The sequence below is a fragment of the Janthinobacterium lividum genome (assembly GCF_034424625.1).
Classification (GTDB): domain Bacteria; phylum Pseudomonadota; class Gammaproteobacteria; order Burkholderiales; family Burkholderiaceae_D; genus Janthinobacterium; species Janthinobacterium lividum.
Window position 1 is genome coordinate 1,872,829 of the sequence record NZ_CP139976.1, and the last position, 23,420, is coordinate 1,896,248.

Annotated in this window: 23 protein-coding genes; 16 read left to right on the plus strand and 7 right to left on the minus strand. The window is 63.0% G+C overall.

What is annotated here, in order from left to right:
- Together U0004_RS08480 and U0004_RS08485 are read right to left on the minus strand one after the other, a co-directional pair.
- Positions 1 to 3,153: a S8 family peptidase gene (locus U0004_RS08480; protein WP_070253556.1), complete on the minus strand. Its 3,153-nt coding sequence runs from the start codon at positions 3,151 to 3,153 to the stop codon at positions 1 to 3.
- A 43-nt stretch (positions 3,154 to 3,196) separates the two neighbouring features.
- Positions 3,197 to 3,955 carry an NF038120 family PEP-CTERM protein gene (locus U0004_RS08485; protein ID WP_034782165.1) on the minus strand — a complete coding sequence of 253 codons (759 nt, stop codon included), beginning with the start codon at positions 3,953 to 3,955 and terminating at the stop codon, positions 3,197 to 3,199.
- Between the two features lie 465 nt (positions 3,956 to 4,420).
- On the opposite strand from U0004_RS08485, the gene gspG reads away from it, so the two are divergent.
- From gspG to U0004_RS08545, 12 genes are all read left to right on the plus strand, one after another.
- Positions 4,421 to 4,864, plus strand: coding sequence for a type II secretion system major pseudopilin GspG (gspG, locus tag U0004_RS08490; protein WP_034782166.1), 444 nt, complete (start codon positions 4,421 to 4,423; stop codon positions 4,862 to 4,864).
- Positions 4,865 to 4,900: 36 nt separating this feature from the next.
- Entirely contained in the window at positions 4,901 to 6,106 is a 1,206-nt protein-coding gene (locus U0004_RS08495; RefSeq protein WP_070253557.1) for a type II secretion system F family protein, read from the plus strand.
- The gene (locus tag U0004_RS08500) at positions 6,103 to 7,809 is read left to right on the plus strand and encodes a GspE/PulE family protein (RefSeq protein WP_070253558.1); all 1,707 of its coding nucleotides are present in this window, start codon (positions 6,103 to 6,105) and stop codon (positions 7,807 to 7,809) included. Before U0004_RS08495 ends, U0004_RS08500 begins: the two co-directional genes overlap by 4 nt.
- Complete coding sequence (locus tag U0004_RS08505; protein ID WP_139144041.1) at positions 7,802 to 8,620, plus strand: hypothetical protein; 819 nt, start codon at positions 7,802 to 7,804, stop codon at positions 8,618 to 8,620. Before U0004_RS08500 ends, U0004_RS08505 begins: the two co-directional genes overlap by 8 nt.
- Positions 8,617 to 9,165 carry a hypothetical protein gene (locus U0004_RS08510; RefSeq protein ID WP_070253560.1) on the plus strand — a complete coding sequence of 183 codons (549 nt, stop codon included), beginning with the start codon at positions 8,617 to 8,619 and terminating at the stop codon, positions 9,163 to 9,165. Before U0004_RS08505 ends, U0004_RS08510 begins: the two co-directional genes overlap by 4 nt.
- Entirely contained in the window at positions 9,162 to 9,734 is a 573-nt protein-coding gene (locus U0004_RS08515) for a hypothetical protein (protein ID WP_070253561.1), read from the plus strand. Before U0004_RS08510 ends, U0004_RS08515 begins: the two co-directional genes overlap by 4 nt.
- A complete protein-coding gene (locus tag U0004_RS08520) occupies positions 9,731 to 10,252 on the plus strand; it encodes a hypothetical protein (RefSeq protein ID WP_070253562.1) in 522 nt (173 codons plus the stop codon). Before U0004_RS08515 ends, U0004_RS08520 begins: the two co-directional genes overlap by 4 nt.
- Entirely contained in the window at positions 10,252 to 12,276 is a 2,025-nt protein-coding gene (locus U0004_RS08525) for a secretin N-terminal domain-containing protein (RefSeq protein ID WP_070253563.1), read from the plus strand. Before U0004_RS08520 ends, U0004_RS08525 begins: the two co-directional genes overlap by 1 nt.
- Positions 12,273 to 12,764 (plus strand): type II secretion system protein, encoded by a 492-nt coding sequence (locus tag U0004_RS08530; RefSeq protein ID WP_070253564.1) that lies wholly within the window; start codon positions 12,273 to 12,275, stop codon positions 12,762 to 12,764. Before U0004_RS08525 ends, U0004_RS08530 begins: the two co-directional genes overlap by 4 nt.
- 3 nt (positions 12,765 to 12,767) lie before the next feature.
- The gene (locus tag U0004_RS08535; RefSeq protein ID WP_070253565.1) at positions 12,768 to 13,160 is read left to right on the plus strand and encodes a type II secretion system protein; all 393 of its coding nucleotides are present in this window, start codon (positions 12,768 to 12,770) and stop codon (positions 13,158 to 13,160) included.
- A gap of 5 nt (positions 13,161 to 13,165) precedes the next feature.
- On the plus strand, positions 13,166 to 13,816 hold the full coding sequence (locus tag U0004_RS08540) for a type II secretion system protein (protein ID WP_070253566.1): 651 nt from the start codon (positions 13,166 to 13,168) through the stop codon (positions 13,814 to 13,816).
- A gap of 241 nt (positions 13,817 to 14,057) precedes the next feature.
- Positions 14,058 to 14,555, plus strand: a complete 498-nt coding sequence (locus U0004_RS08545; RefSeq protein ID WP_070253567.1) for an FxDxF family PEP-CTERM protein — start codon at positions 14,058 to 14,060, stop codon at positions 14,553 to 14,555.
- Positions 14,556 to 14,740: 185 nt separating this feature from the next.
- Here the strand turns inward: U0004_RS08545 and murJ are convergent, their stop codons facing one another.
- Complete coding sequence (gene murJ / locus U0004_RS08550) at positions 14,741 to 16,288, minus strand: murein biosynthesis integral membrane protein MurJ (protein WP_070253568.1); 1,548 nt, start codon at positions 16,286 to 16,288, stop codon at positions 14,741 to 14,743.
- A 308-nt stretch (positions 16,289 to 16,596) separates the two neighbouring features.
- On the opposite strand from murJ, the gene rpsT reads away from it, so the two are divergent.
- Positions 16,597 to 16,863 carry a 30S ribosomal protein S20 gene (gene rpsT / locus U0004_RS08555; protein WP_010395935.1) on the plus strand — a complete coding sequence of 89 codons (267 nt, stop codon included), beginning with the start codon at positions 16,597 to 16,599 and terminating at the stop codon, positions 16,861 to 16,863.
- A 161-nt stretch (positions 16,864 to 17,024) separates the two neighbouring features.
- On the opposite strand, the gene U0004_RS08560 is transcribed toward rpsT, so the two are convergent.
- From U0004_RS08560 to U0004_RS08570, 3 genes are all read right to left on the minus strand, one after another.
- Positions 17,025 to 17,468 carry a DUF192 domain-containing protein gene (locus U0004_RS08560; protein WP_070253569.1) on the minus strand — a complete coding sequence of 148 codons (444 nt, stop codon included), beginning with the start codon at positions 17,466 to 17,468 and terminating at the stop codon, positions 17,025 to 17,027.
- Positions 17,469 to 17,595: 127 nt separating this feature from the next.
- Complete coding sequence (locus tag U0004_RS08565) at positions 17,596 to 17,916, minus strand: hypothetical protein (protein ID WP_231958417.1); 321 nt, start codon at positions 17,914 to 17,916, stop codon at positions 17,596 to 17,598.
- A gap of 110 nt (positions 17,917 to 18,026) precedes the next feature.
- On the minus strand, positions 18,027 to 18,590 hold the full coding sequence (locus U0004_RS08570) for a pseudouridine synthase (RefSeq protein ID WP_034782188.1): 564 nt from the start codon (positions 18,588 to 18,590) through the stop codon (positions 18,027 to 18,029).
- A 290-nt stretch (positions 18,591 to 18,880) separates the two neighbouring features.
- On the opposite strand from U0004_RS08570, the gene icd reads away from it, so the two are divergent.
- Positions 18,881 to 20,134: an NADP-dependent isocitrate dehydrogenase gene (icd, locus tag U0004_RS08575; protein WP_070253571.1), complete on the plus strand. Its 1,254-nt coding sequence runs from the start codon at positions 18,881 to 18,883 to the stop codon at positions 20,132 to 20,134.
- Positions 20,135 to 20,221: 87 nt separating this feature from the next.
- Here the strand turns inward: icd and cspE are convergent, their stop codons facing one another.
- The gene (cspE, locus tag U0004_RS08580) at positions 20,222 to 20,425 is read right to left on the minus strand and encodes a transcription antiterminator/RNA stability regulator CspE (RefSeq protein WP_010395943.1); all 204 of its coding nucleotides are present in this window, start codon (positions 20,423 to 20,425) and stop codon (positions 20,222 to 20,224) included.
- A 321-nt stretch (positions 20,426 to 20,746) separates the two neighbouring features.
- Between cspE and clpS the strand changes: the two genes are divergently transcribed.
- Together clpS and clpA are read left to right on the plus strand one after the other, a co-directional pair.
- Complete coding sequence (gene clpS / locus U0004_RS08585; protein WP_034751577.1) at positions 20,747 to 21,049, plus strand: ATP-dependent Clp protease adapter ClpS; 303 nt, start codon at positions 20,747 to 20,749, stop codon at positions 21,047 to 21,049.
- Positions 21,046 to 23,346: an ATP-dependent Clp protease ATP-binding subunit ClpA gene (gene clpA, locus U0004_RS08590; RefSeq protein ID WP_034751575.1), complete on the plus strand. Its 2,301-nt coding sequence runs from the start codon at positions 21,046 to 21,048 to the stop codon at positions 23,344 to 23,346. The genes clpS and clpA overlap by 4 nt, the downstream gene beginning before the upstream one ends.
- Positions 23,347 to 23,420 lie beyond the last annotated feature (74 nt).

Below are 23,420 nucleotides of genomic sequence, written 5' to 3' on the forward strand. Positions count from 1 at the left end.
TTACAGCTTGGCGTCCGCCTTCACGTTGCGCTGGCTGGGGACGGCCAGCGGCAACGGGCTGTTGGTCTCCACCGACAGCACGGTGGTGGACGCTGCCGCGTTGTTACCATCAAGGAAGACTACGCCGCCCAGGTAGCGCTTGCCCGTTTCCAGCCCCGACCAGCTGACGCCGGCCGTGGCGCTGCCGCCCACATACACCTTGGTAGGCAGGGTGGCTTTCAGGTTGCCGCCCTTGTCCGCTGTCGTGACGACGGCCGACGACAGGCCGAAGCCGGTCGACGCGCCATTCGCCAGCTCATAGCCGACCACGCACACCTTGTAGCTGCCTGCCGCCGGGGTGGTCACGGTGATCGCCTCGTTCGAGCCGGCCGTGGCCGAGGTGGCAACGGTCGCGCCAGCGCTGTTGAGCAGCAGCAGGTCGAGGTCATTGCCCGCGCCTTCGCTGGTGTCGCGGTCGAAGATTTCGAAGCGCGCCACGACGGTGCTGGCGGGAATGCTGACATTGACGACCCGCACGCCGCTGCCGCCCGCCTTGCACGCGTCGGCCATCTGCACCAGCGTTTCCACGCTGCCCGGCGCGGCCTGGCTGATGGTTTGCGCGCTGCGCGCCACTTCCTTCAGGCCGCCCGTCGCCGCGCCGACCTTGCCGGCAAAGCCGGTGGACAGGGTCAGCGAACGCAGGCCGCTGACCTTGTCGGCCTGCAGCAATGCCGGCGACTGCACCGCGCGGCCCGAGCGGGCCGTGACGGGGCTGCGTACCGTGTGCACGCCGTCGCTCCATACGAGGGCGCCATACTGCCAGGCGTTGTCCGGCGCCGTGGTGCGCGTCAGGGTGACGGTGAAGGACTTGGTTTCGCCGGGCGCCAGCGCCAGGGTGGCAGGCGCCACCGCAACGCTGTAGCCGCTGAGCGAGGCGCTGGCCGTGTAGGTGGCGCTGCTGCTGCCCACGTTGGTGACGCGGCGCGTTACCGTTTGCGTGCCCAGCACGTTGCCGATGGTGATGGACGGCATGTTCAGGTTGTAGCCGGCCAGGGTGCCGCCCGCGCACTCGGCCGTCATGCCGACGCCGCACATGTATTTCTTGTAGTCGGCCAGGTTGGCGTCATACACGAGGCCGGGATCGGTCGCCTTGTTCGGCGTCACGTGGCCGGCGCCCTGGCCCCATGGCAGGATGCCGCGCGCGTCGCCTGCCTGGATGTCGGGCAAGGTGGTGCTGCCGGTCGTCATCAGGGCCGACTTGATGGCGGCCGGGCTCCAGTCCGGATGCTGCTGGCGCAGCAGGGCGGCCAGGCCGGCCACGTGCGGGCTGGCCATCGAGGTGCCTTGCAGGAAGATGTAGGCTTGCGCAGGGACCAGGCTGCCATCCTGCACGGCGTCGCGCTGGGCGCGCGACAGGGCAGGCGTGCCGCCGGCCAGGATGTCCACGCCAGGCGCGGTGACGTCCGGCTTGAGCAGGTTGGCGTCGTACAGGTTCGGGCCGCGCGACGAGAAGTCGGCCACCACGGGCGCGGCAGGGCCGTTGCCGTTGGTGACGAAGCGCGAGATGGCGGCCGTGGCCGTGCCCGTTTGCGCCTGTGCATTGATCAGCGCGCCATCGGCGGCGCTCACGTGCACGGCCGGCAGCACGTGCGGGTCGGACACCAGGCCCACGCCCGTGTCGACCAGCACCATGCCGGCGCCGCCCGCTTCGAGCACGGCGACGCCCTTGTCGGTACGCGCCGTGGTGCCGCGCAGGCAGCTGACGACCTTGCCGGCGACCTTGGCCGGGTCCAGCAGGGCCACGCCGCCGTTGTCGCCGGCGCGGTAGCACAGGGCCAGTTTTTGCGCATCGGCGCCGGCCAGGCCCGCGTCTTGCGCGCGGATCAGGGTGGTGGCCGGCAGCGGATTGTAGTTGAGCGAGGCGCCCGTGTAGCTGGCGCCGTTGCTCAAGGTCACCTTGGCCTGGTTGGCGCGGTTGTGCGTCGAGGCGGCCACCGTGGTGATCCATGGGCTGACGTGGGCCACGGTATTGGCCGGTCCCGCATTGCCGGCCGAAGCGGCAACGAAGACGCCCGCATTCGAGGCGTGCAAAAAGGCTTGCTCGACGGGATCGTTGACGGTGCCGCCGCCGCTGATCGAGTAATTGATGACGTGTACGCCATCCTGCACGGCTTTTTCAATCGCCGCCACGCTGTCGCCGCCGTAGCAGCCGTTCTTCGCACCGGTCGGCTGGGTAGCCAGATTGTACGACCAGCACACCTTGTAGACGGACAGGCGGGCGCGCGGCGCCACGCCGGAAATGGCGCCCAGCGGCGAGCCGTTGGCCGTGACGGGCACGCCCGCATTGCCGCCCGCGGTGGACGAGGTGTGCGTGCCGTGGCCGCCTTCGCCATTCGGGTCGCCGATGGAATCGCGCGGCGAGGTGAATTCGCTCCAGTGCTGGATCTTGTCCGTCTCGGTCAGGCGCACGGCATTGAAGTATTGCGCACCGAGCAGCTTGTTGTTGCAGTGGTCTTGCGTAAAGCCTTCGCCCGTCTGGCAGCTGCCTTTCCAGGCGGCCGGCGCGGCGCCGTAGGCCAGGGTGGCGTTCGGGTCGAAGGTCGGGGCGCCGTTGGCGTCGACCTTGTCCGCATACGACAGGTTTTCCGGCCACACGCCGCCATCGACGATGCCGATGATGATGTCTTCGCCCGCATGCTGCTTGCCGCCCAGCTGGCTCCACAGGCCGCCCGGCTGGTCCAGGCCCAGGAAGGTGGGTGTGTAGTTCGTCTGCAGGGCGCGCGGTTCGTCGGGGGCGATGCTGGCCACTTCGCCGCTCGCCTGCAGCTGGCGCACTTCGGCGTCGGTCAGCAGGGCGGAGAAGCCGTTGAGGACGATCTTGTACTGGTATTGCACGGGCGCGGCGGCGACGAGGGCTTGTACCCGGGCCTGTTTCTGTTCCAGGTAGTCGCCGTACAGCTGCACTTGTGTGCTGGCCAGGTCGAGGCGGCCGCCGGCGGCAGGCTGGGTGGCGCCCAGGCCTTCCACCGAGCCGGTGTAGGAAGCGATCGGTTTGTCGTTCAGTTGCACGATGTAGGGGCGGCGCAGGTCGTCGGCGTGGGCCTGGAAGCTGAGGCTGGCAAACAGGCTCAGCACGGCGAGCGAAATGGGACGCAAGGCGGGACGGAATGTCATGTAGGGTTTCCTGGTGACGGTAGCGGGAATCGAAAGGGATAAATCAGGCTTGCTGGCGGCGGCGCGCCGCGAAACCGATGCCTGCCAGGCCCAGCAGCATCATCGCGTAGGTCGATGGCTCCGGTACCGAGGCGACGATATTGTCTAGCGCAAACTGGCCCTTGTTGGTGCTGAAGGCGTTGCAATTGCCGGCCGTGTTGCAAGTGAAGCCGAAGAAGGCCAGCGAGGCGAATTGCTGGCTGCCGAAGCTGGCGCTGGTGTTGTAGTGTTGGAACTGGAAGTTGCCGCCGATGGGGCCGCCCAGCTGGTATGTTTCATACAGGGAAGAGCCGTCCGCGTAGAAACCTTGCACGCGCAGCAGGCCGGCTACCGCCGGATAAGTGACGCCCTGGGCGTAGCCGATGAAGCTGGCGTCGAAGCCCTGCAGGCTGACGCTGCCGCCCGGGTTCAGCGGGTCCAGGTAGATGATGCCGTCGTTGAGCGAGGCATAGTAATTGCTCGTATTGTTGGTCGGGCACGCCATGCCGCAGGCGGCCGGATCCGTGCCGTCGAACACGGCGCCGACCAGGTCGCCATAACTGGCGCCGGCGGCATTCGAAGCACCCGTCAGCAGGAATTTGCCGAATTCCAGGGAGTCGCCATGGCCGACGAACTGGCTATCCAGATTGTCAAAGTTGATCACGTCCGCGATGGCGGCGGGGGCCCAGGCGGCGGACAGGGCCAGGATGGCGGCGCCGGTCCACTGCTTGGCCGAGAAAGGACTTGCTGCGGAAGCTGCCTTCGAATGCACAATACGAGTCATGAATTTTCCCTTGGTGATTATGTAGGATGCAATATGTTTTGCGTCTGGGATGCTCTTTCCTGCGTGGACGGATAAGACCAATACGTAGAAAATTGATTTTTACTATAGCAAAAGAGGCAATTTCATTGTTTGATATTCTTGCAAATTTAATTTGAAAGTTACAAATAATGAATGAATAAAATTCATCACTTACTATGAATTGGTAACCAGTAGTAGATAGTTTCCGCATTGAAAATAGTTGAGTGATTGACCAGCCAGTCAAGCGCGCGCGTCGCCGTGGCGGTTTCGCGCACACTGGATGGTTTCCGTCGGAATTTGTTGTTCACAGTACAAAGAAAAGATTGTATGAACCATAACCGGCATGGTAGGCTGATAAGCATCAGGCAAGCGCGTGTCGCCTGTGCGTGGCCATCCGCCGCGCGCAGCGACGCAATGTATTGAAGGTAGGCAATAAGGAGTTACCGGATGCATGCAGCACACAGGCAGAACCTTGCGGCAACGCGCCATGCGCGCGGCTTTACCTTGCTCGAATTGCTGGTCGTCATCGTGATCATCGGCTTGCTGGCGGCGTATGTCGGCCCCAAGTATTTCGCCCAGCTGGGCAAATCCGAAGTGACGGTGGCCAAGGCGCAGATCGAGGCGTTTGAAAAATCGCTCGACACCTACCGCCTCGACGTGGGGCGCTATCCCACCACGGAAGAAGGCCTGGCCGCGCTGCTGGCCGCGCCGCCTGCCGCCGGCACGCGCTGGAATGGTCCCTACCTGAAAAAGGCCGTGCCGCTCGACCCGTGGGGCCATGCCTATCAATACCGCGCGCCCGGCAGCAAGGGCGAGTACGACATCGTCTCGATGGGCAAGGATGGCCAGCCGGGCGGCAGCGGCGAGAACGCCGACATCAGCTCGCAATAACGCCAGCGCCATTCTTTTTCCTACGGACAAGCCATCATGCAGTTCGAAGTACGCGCGCTTTCCACGGACCAGGCCGTAGCAACCTTGCATACGTGCGTGATCGACGGCCGAGATGAAGCCGACGCGCGCCGCCAGGCCGAAGCGCGCGGCTTGTTTGTCAGCGCCATCCGCCCGTTGCGTGCCACGCCGTTCAGCGCGGCCGGGCGCCAGCGGGCGCGCGCCTTGCCACTGCTGCTGTTCAGCCAGGAATTGCTGGCGCTGCTGCAAGCGGGCCTGGGCATCGTCGAAGCGCTGGAAGCCTTGCTGGAAAAGGAAGCGTCGCCGGCCACGCGCAGCGTGCTCACGCGCCTGCTGGAAGGCTTGCGCGAAGGCAAGCGCTTTTCCGCCGTGCTGGCAGAGCAAGCGGAGCTGTTCCCCCCTTTGTATATCGGCATCGTCAAGGCGGCCGAGGGCACGAGCGACTTGCCGCGCGCGCTGTCGCGCTACATCGACTACCAGCAGCGCATCGATACGGTGCGTGGCAAGATCGTCAGCGCCGCCATCTATCCCACCATCCTGCTGGCCGTGGGCGGCGGCGTCAGCGCCTTCCTGATCAGTTATGTGGTGCCCCGTTTCGCCGAGGTCTACCAGGGCGCAGGGCGCAACCTGCCGTGGATGTCGCAAGTCATGCTCAGCTGGGGCCAGTTCGTCACGCAGCATGGCGTGCTGTTGCTGCTTGGGCTGGTGCTCGCCGGCAGCGCGGTGTTCATGGCCGTGCGGCGCGTGCTGCGCCATGGCGGCGTGGCGCGCCTGCTGGCGAAACTGCCCGGCATCGGCGAGCGCGTGCGCATCTATGAACTGTCGCGCCTGTACCTGACCCTGGGCATGCTGGCCGAGGGCGGCATCACCATCGTGCAGGCGATTTCCACCGTGCAAGCGATGGTCTCGCCGGGCATGCAGGCATCCTTGCAGGGCGCGCGCGGCGCCATCGAGGCGGGCCAGCCCCTGTCGTCCGCCTTCGAGCAGCATCAGTTGACGACGCCGATTTCCCTGCGCATGCTGCGCGTGGGCGAGCGCACGGGCGACATGGGGCCCATGCTGACGCAGTCGGCCGCCTTCTACGACGGTGAAATCAGCCGCTGGATCGACCGCTTTACGCGTACTTTCGAACCCTTGCTGATGGCTGGCATCGGCCTGGTCGTGGGAGCCATCGTGATCCTGCTGTACATGCCCATCTTTGACCTTGCCGGCGATATTTCATGATGCAGACCGCTGCCGAATCCACCCTGGCCAGCGTCGCCATCGACGCCACCCTGCTGCAGCGCGCCCGCGTCCTGAGCCGCCAATCGAAGCGCAGCCTGGTCGAGGAATTGCAGGAACTGAGCGGCATCGAGGCGCGCGCCGTGGTGCGCGAACTGGCGCGCCCGTTCGGCCTGGACGTGCTGGAAACGGCCGACATGCTGGCGTTTTCTCCCGCCTTCGATGTGCTGCCCCTGTCGCAGGCGCTGGCGCGCCACAGCGTGCTGCTGCGCGCCGCCGACGGCCAGCTGGTGGGCGTGATTGCCGACCCGTTCGATCTCGACCTGCAAACCTGGCTGAGTGCGCGCGCCGGGCAGGGCACCTTGCACGTGCGCCTGGCGCTGCAGGCCGACATCGGCGCCTATCTGTCGAAGCAGGAAGAATCGGCGCGCGCCGTCGACAGCCTGCTGCCCGGCGCCGCCACGGATGCGCGGCGCGACGGCAAGACGGCGGCCGTGCTGTCGTTCGCCAGCGTGTCGGAAGCGGCCAGTCCCGCCGTCAAGCTGGTCAACTCGACCTTATATGACGCGCTGAAGGCCGGCGCCTCCGACATCCACCTGGAAAGCACGGCCGGTGGCCTGGCCGTCAAGTACCGCGTCGACGGCGTGCTCGATCACGCCACGTCCGTCAACGGCATCGAAGTGGCCGAGCACATCATCTCGCGCCTGAAAGTGCTGGCCGAACTCGATATCGCCGAGCGCCGCGTGCCGCAGGACGGCAGCTTCCGCGTCGAATCGGGCGGACGCGAAATCGATCTGCGCGTCTCCATCATGCCCAGCATCCATGGCGAGGATGCGGTCATCCGTATCCTCGACAAGCGCGCCATGATCGAGGCGTATGGCGCCCTGACCCTGGAAGCGCTGGGCTTTGACGCGCCATCGCTGGAAGCCTTGCGCGCGCTGGCGCAGGAAGCCTATGGCATGCTGCTCGTGACGGGACCGACCGGCTCCGGCAAGACGACGACCCTGTATGCGGCGCTGACGGAAATCCATAACGGGCGCGAAAAGATCATCACCATCGAAGACCCCGTCGAATACCAGCTGCCCGGCATTCTGCAGATACCCGTCAATGAAAAGAAGGGGCTGACGTTTGCCAAGGGCTTGCGCTCCATCCTGCGCCACGACCCCGACAAGATCATGGTGGGCGAGATCCGCGACCGCGAAACGGCGGAAATCGCCGTGCAGTCGGCCCTCACGGGCCACCTGGTGCTCACCACCGTGCATGCGAATAATGTCTTCGACGTGTTCGGCCGGTTTACCCACATGGGCATCGATCCGTATGCGTTCGTCTCGGCCCTGAACGGCATCTGGGCGCAACGGCTGATCCGCACCAACTGCCCCCATTGCGCCACCGACTACACGCCCGACGATGGTGAGCTGGCCAGCGTGGGCCTGGCGCGCGCCGACGTGGCGCAGTATCAATTCAAGCAGGGCAAGGGCTGCGGCGACTGCCGCGGCACGGGCTACAAGGGGCGCCGCTCGATTGCCGAAATCCTCGTGCTGACCGATGAAATCCGCGAACTGATCGTCGACAAGAAACCGATCCGGCAGATCAAGGCGGCCGCGTATGCAAACGGCACGCGCAGCCTGCGCCTGGCGGCGCTGGAACTGGTCAAGCGGGGCGCCACCACCATCACGGAAATCAAGAGGGTCACCCTGCATGCATAGAGGTTTTGGACAAGGTTTGCGCCTGGGCGTGGCGGCGGGCAAGGTGAGCCTGTGGCGCAGCAGCCGCTGGCGCGCCCCTGCATGGATATTGCTGGGCGAAGCTGCGTATGTGCCGGACGGCACGCTGCATGGCGACTTTGTCGCCCTGGGCCAGGCGTTGGAACAGATTCTGCCAGCCAGCCAATACGCCGGCTGGCCCCTGTCCGTGGTGCTTGACGATGGCTTGGCGCGCCTGTGGCAAGTGGACATGCCGCAAGGCGCCGCGCGCCTGGCCGATATCGAGGCTGCCGCCGCGCTGCGCTTCCACTCGCTGTATGGCGATGCGCCCGGCCTGTGGCACAGCAGCAGCGCCTGGGATGCGCGCGCGCCGTTCTTTTGCGCCGTGCCCCGTGCGCTGCTGGCGCAGCTGACGCGCGTGGCCGACGCACGCAAGCTGGCCCTGATTTTTATCACACCGCAATTCGCGCGCCACTGGAACCGCTGGCACGGCGCGTTGAAGCCGGGCGCCTGGTTTGGCCAGCTGCAGGAGAACGTCCTGACCCTGGGCGTGCGGCACGATGGCCGCCTGCGCGCCGTGCGCGCGCTGCCCGTGCCCGCAGACGCCGGCCATGCCTGGCTGGCGCAGACCTTGGCGCGCGAGGCGCTGCTGCAAGGCGTGCCCGCACCGGCGCTGCTGCAGCTGTGCGGCGCGCCGCCGCCCGCATGGCTGACACAGGCGAAAGCGTTCCACTGCCAGATTTTCTCCACGCCGGACGGCGACGGCGCCTTGTCGCCGGCCGCCCGGCTGGCCCGCAGCGGGGGCGTGGCATGACGCGCCTCGATATCGATTTCGCGCCGCCCAGCTGGCGCCGCAGCCTGCACCGCGTGCCCGCGTGGGCGTGGAGCATCGGCGCCGTGGGTGCGGCGCTGATCGCCACGGCGGCGTACAGCGGCAGCGCCGCGCTGCAGCGGCAGCAGGCAAGCGAGGCACATTGGCGGCTGGCGCAGCAGCGCGTCATGGCCGCCACGCAGGGACCGGTGGCTGCACCGCAAACACCCATCGCGCCGGCGCAGGCGGCGGCCGTGAATGCGGCCATCCTGCAACTGAATCTGCCGTGGCGCGACGTGCAGGATGCGCTGGCCAGCGCCACGCCACCCGCCATCGCGCTGCTGGCGCTGGAACCGGATGCGCGCAAGCGCGTGCTGAAGATCACGGCCGAGACGACCAGTAGCGACGCCATGGTCGCGTATGTGGCGCAACTGAAGCAGCAGGAGCTGTTCGGCACCCGCGTGCAGCTGCTGCGCCATGAAATCAACGCGCTCGATCCGAACAAACCCTTGCGCTTCCAGCTTGAAGCGCGCTGGGGCACGCCATGATGGCCATCGACATCAATAGCGTGCGCCTGCGCGCGCAACTGCTGCTGCGCCGCCTGGGCGCGCCTGCCTGCCTGGCTTTGGTATTGCTAGCGTTGGGCGTGGCAGCCTGGGCGTGGGCCTGGCAGCAGCGCGCCGTGGCGGCGCAGCTGGAAGCGCGGCCCTTGCCGCAGCCATCGCTGGCCGCAGTCATCGCGGCGCCGCCGGCGACATCCAGCGAGAACCTGGCGCGCTTTTATGCCGCCCTGGGACAGCAGCGCCACGCGGAGCAGCAAGTCAAGCAGCTGTTCGACCTGGCCGCGAAAAACGGCTTGCTGCTGGCGCAGGGCGAATACAAGAGCGGCTACGACAAGGCCAGCAGGGTTGCCAGCTATCAGGTGACCTTGCCGCTGAAGGGCAGTTATGCGGCCGTGTGGCAGTTCGCGCTGCAAGCGCTGCGCGCCGTCCCCTTCGCCTCGCTCGACGAACTGAGTTTTCGCCGCGAGCAGATCGCCGATACGGAACTCGAAGCGCGCTTGCGCCTGACCTTTTATCTGACCGATACGCCTGGCGATGCGGGAGAGGCGCCATGACCCCGCGCCATTGGCTCATGCTGGCCGGCGTGCTGGGCGCGGGCGCCTTGCTGCTGTTCGGCGAGCGCCAGCCCGTGGCCGAGGTGGCCGAAGCGGTGGAGCGGGCCGTCGCGCCCGCGCGCCATGCGGCAGCCAAGCCGCCAGCCGCGCAGCCGGCCATCCTGGCCCTGCTGCCGCGCAGCGAAGTGGCGGGCGAGGATGGCGATACCTTTGCCGGCGCCGGCGCTGTCTTCCAGAGCCAGAACTGGAATCCGCCGCCGCCGAAAATGGTAGCCGTCGCGCCACCGCCGCCGCCACCGCCGATGGCGCCGCCGCTGCCCTTCGTCTACCTGGGCAAGGCGGCCGCCGATGGCGCCTGGGAAGTGTTTTTGTCGCGCGCCGACAAGACGTATATCGTGCGCGCCAATACCGTCATCGATGGCGCCTACAAGGTCGTGACGATTGCGCCGCCCGTCATGACGCTCACTTATCTGCCGTTGAACCAGGTTCAGCAGCTCAACATTGGAGTTTCCGAGTGATGTCTCGTTCCTTTTCATCGGCGCTGCTGCTCTTGCTGCTGTCCGGCTGCGCAGGGCAGCAAGCCTACCGCGACGGGCGCGAGCTGATTGCGCAAGATCAAATCCCGGCCGGCCTGCAAAAACTGCAGGAGGCGCTGCAGCAGGACCCCGGCAATGCGCAATACCGCAGCGCCTATCTGCAGGCGCGCGAACGGGCGACTGGCAGCCGCTTGCAGCAGGCCGAGCGCCAGGCGCAGGCAGGGCAGGGCGACCTGGCGCGCGCCTCGTTCATGAGCGTGCTGGAAATCGATGCACAGAACGAACGGGCCAACAGCGGCTTGCGCGCGCTCGAGCGCGAGCAGCGCCAGGGCAAGCTGCTGGCCGAAGCGCAGAAAGATATCGAGGCCAAGCGCTACGACCCGGCGCGCCAGCGCCTGAGCGCGATCCTGACCGAGCAGCCGAATCACGCCGGCGCGCGCGCGCTGCTGCGCGAGGTCGATGACAAAACGGCGCCGCCCGTCGTCGAATCGGGCCTGGCCAAATCGTACAAGCAGCCGATCACGATCGAGTTTCGCGAAGCGCCATTAAAACAGGTGTTCGAGCTGATCGCGCGCCGTTCCGGCCTCAATTTCGTCTTCGACAAGGACGTCAAGGCGGATGCGAAAACCTCGATCTTCCTGAAAAACAGCACGGTGGAATCGGCCGTCTACTTCCTGCTGGTGACGAACCAGCTGGAACAGCAGGTGATGGATGCAAACACGATCTTGATCTACCCGAACGTGGCGGCAAAATTGAAGGAGTACCAGGAAGTGCTGGTGAAAACCTTCTTCCTGGCGAATGCGGACGCCAAGCAGGTGGCCAACACCCTCAAGACCATCTTGAAGACGCGCGACGTGGTGGCCGATGAAAAACTCAACCTCGTCATCGTGCGCGACACGCCGGAGGCGATCCGCCTGGCCGAGCGCCTGATCGCGCTGCAGGACGTGCCGGAGGCCGAGGTGGTGCTGGAACTGGAAATCCTCGAAGTCAAGCGCAGCCGCCTGATGGAACTGGGCGTGGTCTGGCCGTCGAGCCTGACCCTGACGCCGCTTTCCACTTCGGGCGGCGCGGGCCTGACCATCAGTGACCTGAATAGGCTGAACCAGCGCACCATCGGCGTGAGCGACCTGTCCGTGACGGCGAACGCCAAGAAGACGGACGGCGACGCGAACATCCTGGCCAATCCGCGCATCCGCGTGCGCAACCGGGAAAAGGCGAAGTTCGTCATCGGCGACAGGGTGCCCGTGGTGACCACCACCATTTCGCCGGGCACGGGCGGCTTCGCTTCCGAGTCCATCAGTTACCTGGACGTGGGCTTGACGGTGAATGCCGAGCCGACCATTTATTTGAACAATGAAGTGGGCATCCGCATCTCGCTCGAAGTGAGCAACCTGGGCGCGGCCACCACCACCCGCAGCGGCTCGACCCTGTACCAGATCGGCACGCGCCAGGCCTCGACCATGCTGCAACTGAAGGATGGCGAAAACCAGGTGCTGGCGGGCCTGATCAACAATGAAGAGCGCAGTTCGGGCAACAAGGTGCCTGGCCTGGGCGACATACCCGTGCTGGGGCGCCTGTTCGGCAGCAGCAAGGACGACAGCCAGAAGACGGAAATCGTGCTGTCGATCACGCCGCACCTCGTGCGCACGGTGCAGCGTCCGGAAGCGAAGGAATCGGAATTCTCTGCCGGCACGGAAGGCAGCTTCCGCCGCCGGCCCGACATGGCGGCCAAGGCGCCCACGCAGATGCCGGGCACGGTGATCGTGCGTTCCGGCCCGTCGGCCGTCGGCATGCAGCCGGCGCCGGCGCAGCCGCTGATGGTGCCCGGCCAGGTGCCATCGGCCTTGCCGCAGAGCGTTCCGGCGCCGGAAGTGGCGCCGTCGCCCGAGCCGGCCGCCTCGCCCTTGCCGATGTCGTCGGGCCAGCCCGTGCCGCTGCAGGCGGCGCCCTTGCCGCTGTCATCGAGCCAGCCGGTGCCGGTGGTGCCGCCGCCGCCCGTCAAATGAGACTGGCGCATGCGCAGGGTGGGCAGGGCGGCTTCACCCTGATCGAGCTGCTGGTGACCCTGGCCATCCTGGGTGTGCTGGCCACCCTGGTGATCCCCGTCACCCAGGTAACGGTGCAGCGGCGCCAGGAGCAGGAATTGCGGCGCGCGCTGCGCGAGATCCGCCAGGGGCTCGATGCCTATAAACGGGCCGGCGACGAGGGTCGTATCCTGCGCGCGCCAGACGCCAGCGGCTATCCGAAAAGCCTGGAACTGCTGGTCGAGGGCGTGCCTGACCAGCGCAACCCGAAGCGCAGCAAGCTGTTTTTCCTGCGCCGCGTGCCGCGCGACCCGTTCAATACGGACGCTGGCCTGAGCGATGCGCAAACGTGGGGCAAGCGCAGCTACGCCAGCGAAGCGGCCGAACCACGCGAGGGCGACGATGTCTACGATGTGTATTGTACGTCCGGCAAAACGGGCTTGAACAACGTGCCTTACCGTCTATGGTGAACCATGGCTGCTGAAAATATCCCACACCGCAGGCGCGGCTTTACCCTGATCGAGTTGCTGGTGGTGCTCGGCATAGTGGCGCTGCTGCTGACCTTGGCCGTCCCCCGCTACTTTCCCAGCCTGGACAAGGCGAAGGAAACCGTGTTGGCGGACAACTTGCGCAACCTGCGCGCGACCATCGACCAGTTCCACGGCGATACGGGGCGCTATCCCGATACGCTGGATCAGCTGGTGGAAAAGAAATATTTGCGGGCCATGCCCATCGATCCCATCACCGATAGCGACAGCAGCTGGCTCATCGTGCCGCCGCCCGACGACACGCCGGGCCAGGTGTATGACGTGAAAAGCGGCGCGTCCGGCAAGGACCGCAGCGGCACGCCGTTTGCCGACTGGTAGCGGCCATGCACCGTCCTGCGCGCCGCCAGCGTGGTTTTACCTACCTGGGCCTGATCATCCTGGTGGCTATCCTGGGCCTCGTGGGGGCGGCCGGACTGAAGATGGGTTCCTTGTTGCAGCGCCAGGCGACCGAGCAGGAGTTGCTCGACATCGGCGCGCAGTTTTCAGATGCCCTCTACAGCTATGCAGCCGCCACGCCGGCCGGCCAGCCGCAGCAGCCTCCGACCCTGGCGGCCTTGCTGCGCGACCCCCGCTTTCCGCAACTGCGCCGCCATTTGCGCAAGCTGTATGTGGACCCCATCACGGGACGCGCCGAGTGGGGCTTGCTGTACCAGCCCGGCAGCCAGGGCATCATCGGCGTGCACAGCTTGTCCCAGGCGGCGCCATTAAAGGTTGGCAATTTCGACGCCCGGTTTGCGGGCTTCGAAGGCAGGGCGCATTTCTCGGAGTGGCACTTCATGGTCGACGCACGGCTGTCATCCGTGCCGCCTGCGGGACCGGCAACTGTTCCGGCGGGTGATGAGGCCGGCATCATGCCCGCCTTGCCGCCGCCACCGTTGTTTTCCCGCCCTGTTACTCAATCGCAAGAACAGGCGCCAACAGAGCCAGTTGAGCCGCCTGAACCGCAAAGTTCCGTTGAAAACCCTGCCGAATAGGCGTTTTCACCGTTAAACATGGGAAAAATTAGATGTATGCCCCGGTAACTATTTTTCCATAGAAATTCATAGATAGTGGCAAATAGTTCATTTCGAAAATAGTTATACTGGATGAAACTTCGATAAAATATTTATAAGTAATTTGATGTGATTATGCTACCATCCTGTCTAGTACTTCCGGTACTAAAACTATTGGTGGCCTGCGCATTGCAGCCATAAATTACTTTTTAAGGGATAAACTATGAAATTGAAATTTATCGCTGCAGGCATTCTGGCAGCAGCATCGTTCAGCGCGTCGGCAGCAACCTACGACTTGGGCATCCTGGACCCAACCGGTTCGGACACCCTGTCGGCTTTCACGACCAAGTTCGCCATCAATTCGGAAATCAATGATTCGTGGACTTTCCAGTTGCTGGCCCCATCGTCGACCTCGTTCGGTGCATTGCAAACGTTCTCCGTTGCTAACGGCGCGATCAAGGATTTCGCCGCCAGCCTGGTCGGCTATGGCAGCCTGGCCAAGAGCACGGCCAACGGCATCCAGAATCTGAGCTGGGCCGGTCAATTGGCTGCAGGCACGTACACGGTGCAAGTCACGGGCCTGACGCTGGTGAAAAATGTTCAGTACGTAGGCACGGTTTCTGCCCTGCCAGTACCAGAACCAGAAACCTATGGCATGCTGCTGGGCGGCCTGGCACTGGTCGGCGCCGTGGCACGCCGCCGCGCCAAGAAAGCTGCCTAAGCTTTCGCTGTAATGAAAAAAAAACCCGCTTCGGCGGGTTTTTTTTCGTCTGGATCATCGGCACAAGGCAAGGCGCCGGCAACCATGCCCTGTGCAATCCGGACAAGCTGCGCAGGACCAGGCGCCAAATCGAAGACAGTACGCTAGTATGGCGAGACGCCGGCAACAACGTCCTGCACAGCTTGTCACGCGTGGCGCTTGAAGTCGCGGAAGCGGAAGCCAACCAGGAACAAAGTGGCAAAGTACGCCACGCCGCACACGGCCACCACCAGGGCCAGCGCGCCGGCCCGCAGCAGCGGATGGGCTTGCATGGCGATCCAGTCGATGCGCATGGCGCCAACATATGCCACGCCGCCCATCACGATGAGTGCCGGCAGCAGGCGCAGGAAGAACTTGGCCCAGCCCGGCTTCGGCTGGTAGATGCCGCGCTTGCGCAAGCCCCAGTACAGGAAACTGGCGTTCAGGCAGGCACCCAGGCCGATCGACAGGGCCAGGCCAGCCACGGCGATGTAGGGCACGAACAGCAGATTCATCAGTTGCGTGGCGATCAGCACGCCGATGGCGATTTTCACGGGCGTGCGGATGTCCTGGCGCGCATAGAAGGCGGGCGCCAGGGTTTTCACGAGGATGATGCCGATCAGGCCCAGGCTGTAGGCCACCAGCGGCTGCGTCGACATGGTCACGGATTCGGCAGTGAACTTGCCGTAGTGGAAGAGGGTGGCGATCAGCGGCGTGGCCAGGGTCGCCATGCCGACGGCGGCGGGCAGGGCCAGCAGGAAGGTCAGGCGCAAGCCCCAGTCCAGCAGGGCCGAGTATTCCGTCTTGTCGCCATCCACATTCGCCTTCGACAGGCTGGGCAGCAAGATGGTGCCCAGGGCCACGCCCAGCATGGCGGTGGGAAACTCCATCAGGCGGTCCGCATAGGACAGCCAGGAAATGCTGCCCTCGGCCAGGCGCGAGGCGATGCTGGTGTTGATCATCAGGCTGATCTGCGCTGCCGAGACGGCAAACACGGCCGGCCCCATCTTTTTCAGCACGCGGCGCACGCCGCCGTCGGACAGGCCGATGGCGGGGTTGATCGACAGGCGCGGCAGCATGCCGATCTTGATCAGCGCAGGGATCTGGATGGCCACCTGCAGCAGGCCGCCGGCGAACACGGCAATGGCCATGGCATAGATCGGCTGCTCCAGATGGGGCGCGAGGAACAGCGAGGCGGCGATGAACGACAGGTTCAGCAGCACCGGCGTGAACGCGGGAATCTTGAATTCGCGCCAGGTATTCAGAATGCCGCCGGCCAGGGCCACGAAGGACATGCAAGTAATATAAGGGAACATCAAGCGCGTCATCCACACGGCCGCGTCAAAAGCGCCCGGGTCCTTGGACAGGCCGGTGGCAATCACATATACGAACCACGGCGCGCCGACGATGCCGATGGCGGACACCAGCAAGGTGGCCCAGACGAGGGTGGTGGCCACATGGTCGGCCAGTTGCTTGCTGGCTTCCTGGCCATGCTGGTTCTTGTATTCAGACAAGATCGGCACGAAGGCTTGCGAGAAGGCTCCCTCGGCAAACAGGCGGCGCAACAGGTTGGGGATGCGGAAGGCAACAATGAAGGCGTCCGTGTAGGCGCCGGCGCCAAAGGCGCGCGCGAACAGGCTTTCGCGCAATAATCCGGTTACACGGGACAGCATGGTCATGCTGGAAATGGCGGCGAGGGTTTTAAGCAAGTTCATGGGGCCAGATTATAGCCGGGCGCGGTACTGGCAAACGGTTAAAATATGGTAACAAGCGGGTAACAAGCGCCGCCGATTCGCCCTTGCCAGGCCCATTTTCAGGTGTTTTTACCGCGATACCCGGTTTTTTGATTTGCCCCCGCTTGAAAATATCGCTATAATCGAAGGCTGTACAGAATTCTGTTACGCAGACACTAATGTTTGACAGGCACTGGTTTGGCACACATGGTTCGGCAGACGCACAGAACGCACCGGTTGGCAAACACTAATGTTTGCAAACGCACTTTGACCCTGTTTTAGGAAATTCCATGGCAAATACCGCACAAGCGCGCAAACGCGCTCGTCAAGCAGTTAAGCAAAACGCACACAATTCGTCCCAACGTTCGACCTTGCGCACGGCTATCAAAGCTGCTCGCAAAGCGATCCAGGGCGGCGACAAGGCAGCTGCTGCTGCAATCTTCCAAGCATCCGTGTCGACCATCGACCGTATCGCTGACAAGAAGATCATCCACAAAAACAAGGCAGCTCGCCATAAGAGCCGTCTGGCAGCTGCTTTGAAAGCACTGTCCGCTTAATATTCGCCAGCAGGCAAGCCACCATGGTGGCCTTGCCTGTGCCGGTACGCTGGCACTGGTTGAAAAGCAAAAACCCGCAGATTCATTCTGGCGGGTTTTTTCGCGTTTTTTCACCTTTTTTGCGGCCACGCCCGCCAGCGGCAGACCGCGGCCGCGCCGGCCTAGCGTGCCGCCGGCAAGTTGCCGATGTTCATTCCCGGCTTGATGTTTCTTTGCTTGAACCAGCCCAGGTGCATTTCCAGCGCATAGCGCACGGGTACTGTCCTGGTCGAGCAATGGCTGTCGAGCGTGTGCGGCTGCATGTCTTCGATATTGACGATCTTGCCGCCGGCATCGATAAAGGCCACGGACAGGGGCAGCGGCGTGTTCTTCATCCACATGCATTGCGTCGATGGGTTGCCAAAGACGAACAGCATGCCCGCATTGGCCGGCATCTTTTCACGGTACATCAAACCCTGTTCGCGCTGCTCTTCCGTGGCGGCCACTTCCGCCTGGATCAAATGCATGCCAGCCGACAGTTGCAAGCTCTTTGTCTGCGCTTGAGCAATGCTGGCGCACGCCAGCAGGGCGATCGACAGGCTGAGACGGCGTAGGGAATTTTTCATGGGGCGGGACGGTGGCTGCGAAGCGGCGATTAAGCCATGCTGGTGGCCGCCTGGTCAAGCGTGCTGCCGGGCCGCGCCGAAAGCGTGGGGTTACAGCAACATGCTGCCGTAACCCCGGGAACCGCGTTTATTTCACGGGCTTGCCTTCAGCGGCCGGCTGCTTGGTCTTGCGCGCCTGGGGAATCAGGCGCGGCGCATCCGTTGCCGCCGAGGCCTTGGTCGATGCACCTGATCGCGCCGCATCCGTCGCGGCCGAAGCGTTGACGGTGGCCGATGCCGGCGGCACCGGCTTGGCGGTGTCGGTGGCGGCCGAGGCATGGCTGGCAGCCGATGCGGGCGGCGGCTTGACGGCATCGGTCGCGGCGGAAGCATGCACCTGGGCGCCCGATTGCGCCAGTGCGGCGCCGGCAAGCAGGGAAGCGGCCAGGGCCAGTATTACTTTTGTCATCATCTTTCCTTTTCGGTCATGTTAAGGTCAGATGATTTTAATGCATTATCTAAAAATAAATAGTGCTTATTGGCAAAATTCGGTACTGGAGGCGGTTTTTCTTGTCCGGTTCACGTTTTTCCGATGTTCTCGGCCGGCACTTCGCACCATTCGCCGGGCAGCAAGGGATGGCTGGCCAGCGAGAACGGGCCGATGGCGCTGCGCACCAGGCGCAGGGTGGGCAGGCCGACGGCGGCCGTCATGCGCCGCACTTGCCGGTTCTTTCCTTCTTTCAAGGTGATTGCCAGCCATGAGGTCGGCTTGTCGGCGCGCGCGCGGATGGGCGGATTGCGCGGCCACAGCCAGTCCGGCTCGGCGATGCGCACGGCCTTGCATGGCTTGGTGATGAAGTCGCCCAGGTCCAGCGGCGCCTGCAGACGCGCCAGGCTGGCCGCATCGGGCACGCCATCGACCTGTACCAGGTAGGTTTTCGCTTCCTTGCGGTCGGGGTGGCTGATTTCGTGCTGCAGGCGGCCGTCGTCCGTCAGCAGCAGCAAGCCTTCGCTGTCGGCGTCGAGCCGGCCGGCCGGGTAGATGCCGGGGATGCTCAGATGGTCGGCCAGGGTGGCGCGGCCATCCTGCGGCGAGAACTGGCACAGGACCTGGAATGGTTTATTGAAGAGGATGAGTGGCATGCTGGTAGAGGAATTGATGTAAACGATGGTGGCTGCTGGTCGGCGCCGCAAAAGCGTGGCGCCCTGTAGGATACTGGTGCATAATATGGATGTTAGTCTTATGTCTTATAGAAGACATGGACGGTATGGCATTGAGATTCTTTGGCGCCCCAGATAGCCCGGGTGTTCTTTCCCTGCTAAAGTGCGTTGTTGCCGCCATGTCCGCACTTGTTTTTGTAAACTCTGCAACCGCAGAGCGCGTCGCCGGCCTGCGTTGCCCGCCAGCGGTGTGTCCCACTTCGGAGATCACGATGTATCAACATATCACTGTACCTGCTGACGGCCAAAAAATCACCGTCAACGCCGATTTTTCGCTGAATGTACCAGATAATCCCATCGTTCCCTTCATTGAAGGCGATGGCACGGGCATCGATATCAGCCCAGTCATGATCAAGGTGATCGATGCCGCCGTGGCCAAGGCCTACGGCGGCGCGCGCAAGATCAGCTGGATGGAAATCTATGCGGGCGAAAAATCGACGAATGTGTACGGCCCCGACGTGTGGCTGCCGGAAGAAACCTTGCAAGTGCTGAAAGATTACGTGGTCTCCATCAAGGGCCCGCTGACCACGCCCGTCGGCGGCGGCATACGCTCGCTGAACGTGGCCCTGCGCCAGCAGCTCGATCTGTACGTCTGCCTGCGCCCCGTGCGCTACTTCACGGGCGTGCCATCGCCCGTGAAAGAGCCGGAAAAGACGGACATGGTGATTTTCCGCGAAAACTCGGAAGATATCTACGCCGGCATCGAATACCAGCAAGGCTCCCCCGAGGCCAAGAAATTGATGGATTTCCTCGTCAATGAAATGGGCGTGACGAAAATCCGCTTCCCGGCCACGTCGGGCCTGGGCATCAAGCCCGTGTCCATCGAAGGCACGCAGCGCCTGGTGCGCAAGGCCATTCAGTATGCTATCGACAATGACAAGCCATCCGTGACGATTGTGCATAAAGGCAACATCATGAAGTACACGGAAGGCGGCTTCCGTGACTGGGCGTATGCGCTGGCGCAAAAGGAATTTGGCGCCGAGCTGATCGATGGCGGCCCATGGTGCAAGTTCAAGAATCCGAAGACGGGCCGCGACATCATCGTCAAGGACTCCATCGCTGACGCGTTCCTGCAACAGATCTTGCTGCGTCCGGCCGAATACAGCGTCATCGCCACCCTGAATTTAAATGGCGATTACATTTCCGACGCGCTGGCGGCGCAAGTGGGCGGCATCGGCATCGCGCCGGGCGCCAACCTGTCCGATTCCGTCGCCATGTTCGAAGCGACGCACGGCACGGCGCCCAAGTACGCAGGCAAGGATTACGTGAACCCCGGTTCGTTGATTTTGTCGGCGGAAATGATGCTGCGCCACATGGGCTGGCTGGAAGCGGCCGACCTGGTGATTTCTTCGATGCAAAAATCGATCGCCTCGAAACGCGTCACCTATGACTTTGCCCGCCTGATGGAAGGCGCCACGCAAGTGTCGTGCTCCGGCTTCGGCGAAGTGATGATCGAGCACATGTAACTGGAGGGGCAGGGTGCCGCGCACCCTGCGGACGAAAAAAAACCCCGTCAGGAGACGGGGTTTTTCACATCTGAGGGCAGGCGATGCTTAGGCTGCTTGGATGTTGGAAGCTTGCTTGCCTTTAGGGCCTTGCGTGACTTCGAATTGAACTTTTTGACCTTCTTTGAGGGTCTTGAAACCGTTCATGTTGATTGCGGAGAAATGAGCAAACAAATCTTCGCCGCCATCATCTGGAGTGATGAAGCCAAAACCTTTGGAATCATTGAACCACTTAACTGTACCTGTTGCCATAAAAAGAACTTTCAAAATTAAAACAAATCACACGAGCCATAAAAGCAAGAAGCTTCTTGCCCCCTCCTCGACGTCTCACTTCTTATCAAGCTGTACATTACTGCAACAGTCGATACAGCATTGTTGGCGGAATAAATAATGAAGTCAAGCGCTTTTCCATCGATATTGCCAAATTCTTCACGACAACCAAAAAAGCAACTCTTGATTTTGACGGCAAGGTCGCCATCTGCGCAGTATTAAGAAAACGCGTAAGATTGAAAACAATTGGAAAGGCGTAGATATTGCGCATGACAACCACTGTGAAAGCATTAGAATAAGCGTATGGCAACCAAGCACGACACAGAAACCCTGCTGGAGCGGCAAGTGCTGAAGCCGCCACCGCTCTACCAGGTAGCCTTGCTCAATGACGACTACACCCCGATGGAATTTGTGGTGGCCATCATTCAGGAGTATTTCAACAAGGACCGTGAAACGGCGACGCAAATCATGCTCAGTGTTCATCGCTACGGCAAAGGAGTGTGCGGCGTGTTCTCTAAAGATATAGCGTGTACCAAAGTGGAGTTCGTTTTAACGCATGCGCGCAAGGCGGGGCATCCCCTGCAGTGCGTGATGGAGGAAGTATGATTGCGCAGGAATTAGAAGTAAGTTTGCACATGGCGTTTGTCGAAGCTCGGCAGGCACGGCACGAATTCATCACGGTTGAGCATTTACTGCTGGCACTGCTGGACAATCCCTCCGCTGCCGAGGTGTTGCGTGCCTGCGCGGTCAATATAGAAGACCTGCGCAAGACCCTCACCAATTTCATCGGCGATAACACGCCGACCGTGCCTGGCACGGGCGAAGTCGACACCCAGCCGACGCTTGGTTTCCAGCGCGTGATCCAGCGCGCCATCATGCATGTCCAGTCCGCCTCGAATGGCAAGAAGGAAGTCACGGGCGCCAATGTGCTGGTGGCCATCTTCGGCGAAAAGGATTCGCATGCGGTGTACTACCTGCACCAGCAGGGCGTGACGCGCCTGGACGTGGTCAATTTCATTTCGCACGGCGTGCGCAAGGACCAGTCGACGGAAAGCGCGAAAGCCTCCGAAGGGGTGGAAGAAGCGCCCGTCGACGGCCAGCCGAAGGAAAGCCCGCTCGACCAGTTCACGCAAAACCTGAACAAGGCCGCTGCCGAAGGCAAGATCGACCCGCTGATCGGCCGCGAGGAAGAAGTCGACCGCGTGATCCAGATCCTGTGCCGCCGCCGCAAGAACAATCCGCTGCTGGTCGGCGAAGCGGGCGTGGGCAAGACGGCCATCGCCGAAGGCCTCGCTTACCGCATCACGCAAAGCGATGTGCCGGAAATCCTGCAGAATGCCGTCGTGTATTCGCTGGACATGGGCGCCTTGCTGGCCGGTACCAAATACCGCGGTGACTTCGAACAGCGCCTGAAAGCCGTGCTCAAGCAATTGAAGGACAATCCGAACGGCATCCTGTTCATCGACGAAATCCACACCATCATCGGTGCGGGCTCGGCGTCGGGCGGCACGCTGGACGCGTCCAACCTGCTGAAACCGGCACTGGCCAACGGTCAATTGAAGTGCATCGGCGCGACCACGTACACGGAATTCCGCGGCGTGTTCGAGAAAGACCATGCGCTCTCCCGCCGTTTCCAGAAAGTGGACGTCAACGAGCCGACCGTCGAGCAAACCGTGCAGATCCTGCGCGGCTTGAAATCGCGCTTCGAAGAGCACCATGGCGTGAAATACTCGGCTTCGGCCCTGTCGACGGCGGCCGAACTGGCGGCGCGCTTCATCAACGACCGCCATCTGCCCGACAAGGCGATCGACGTCATCGATGAAGCGGGCGCGGCACAGCGCATCTTGCCAAAGTCGAAGCAAAAGAAAACCATCGGCAAGGCCGAGATCGAGGACATCATCGCCAAGATCGCGCGCATTCCGCCGCAAACGGTCAACCAGGACGACCGCAGCAAGTTGCAGACGATCGACCGCGACCTGCGCAATGTCGTGTTCGGGCAAGATCCCGCCATCGATGCGCTGGCGTCGGCCATCAAGATGGCCCGTGCCGGCCTGGGCAAGACAGACAAGCCGATCGGTTCCTTCCTGTTCTCCGGTCCGACGGGCGTGGGCAAGACCGAGGTGGCGAAACAGCTGGCCTTCATCCTCGGTATCGAGCTGATCCGTTTCGACATGTCGGAATACATGGAACGCCACGCCGTCAGCCGTTTGATCGGCGCGCCACCGGGCTACGTTGGTTTTGACCAGGGCGGCTTGCTGACGGAAGCGATCACCAAGAAGCCGCATGCGGTCTTGCTGCTCGATGAAATTGAAAAAGCCCATCCGGACATTTTCAATATCCTGCTGCAAGTGATGGATCACGGTACCTTGACGGACAACAATGGCCGCAAAGCCGATTTCCGCAACGTGATCATCATCATGACGACCAATGCGGGCGCGGAAAGCTTGCAAAAGACGTCGATCGGCTTCACGAATTCGAAGCAGGCTGGCGACGAGATGGCCGACATCAAGCGCATGTTCACGCCGGAGTTCCGCAACCGTATCGACGCGACCATCAGCTTCCGCGCGCTGGACCAGGAAATCATCCTGCGCGTGGTCGACAAGTTCCTGATGCAGCTGGAAGAGCAGCTGCACGAGAAAAAGGTCGAAGCCGTGTTTACCGAGAAGCTGCGTGCCTTCCTCGGCAAGAAAGGTTTCGATCCGCTCATGGGCGCGCGTCCGATGGCGCGTTTGATCCAGGACATGATCCGCAAGGCCCTGGCCGACGAATTGTTGTTCGGCCGCCTAGTGACGGGCGGACGGGTCACGGTCGACCTCGACGACAAGGACCAGGTCTTGCTGGAATTCCCGGAACCGCCAGATGCGGCGCCGACGGCAGCACCGGAAACGGTGGAAGTGGAATAAGAACACCGAACCAAACCTACTGCGCGTCGCGATTAGCGGCCTCCGATGCTCACTGTGCTCTTGCACAGTTCCGC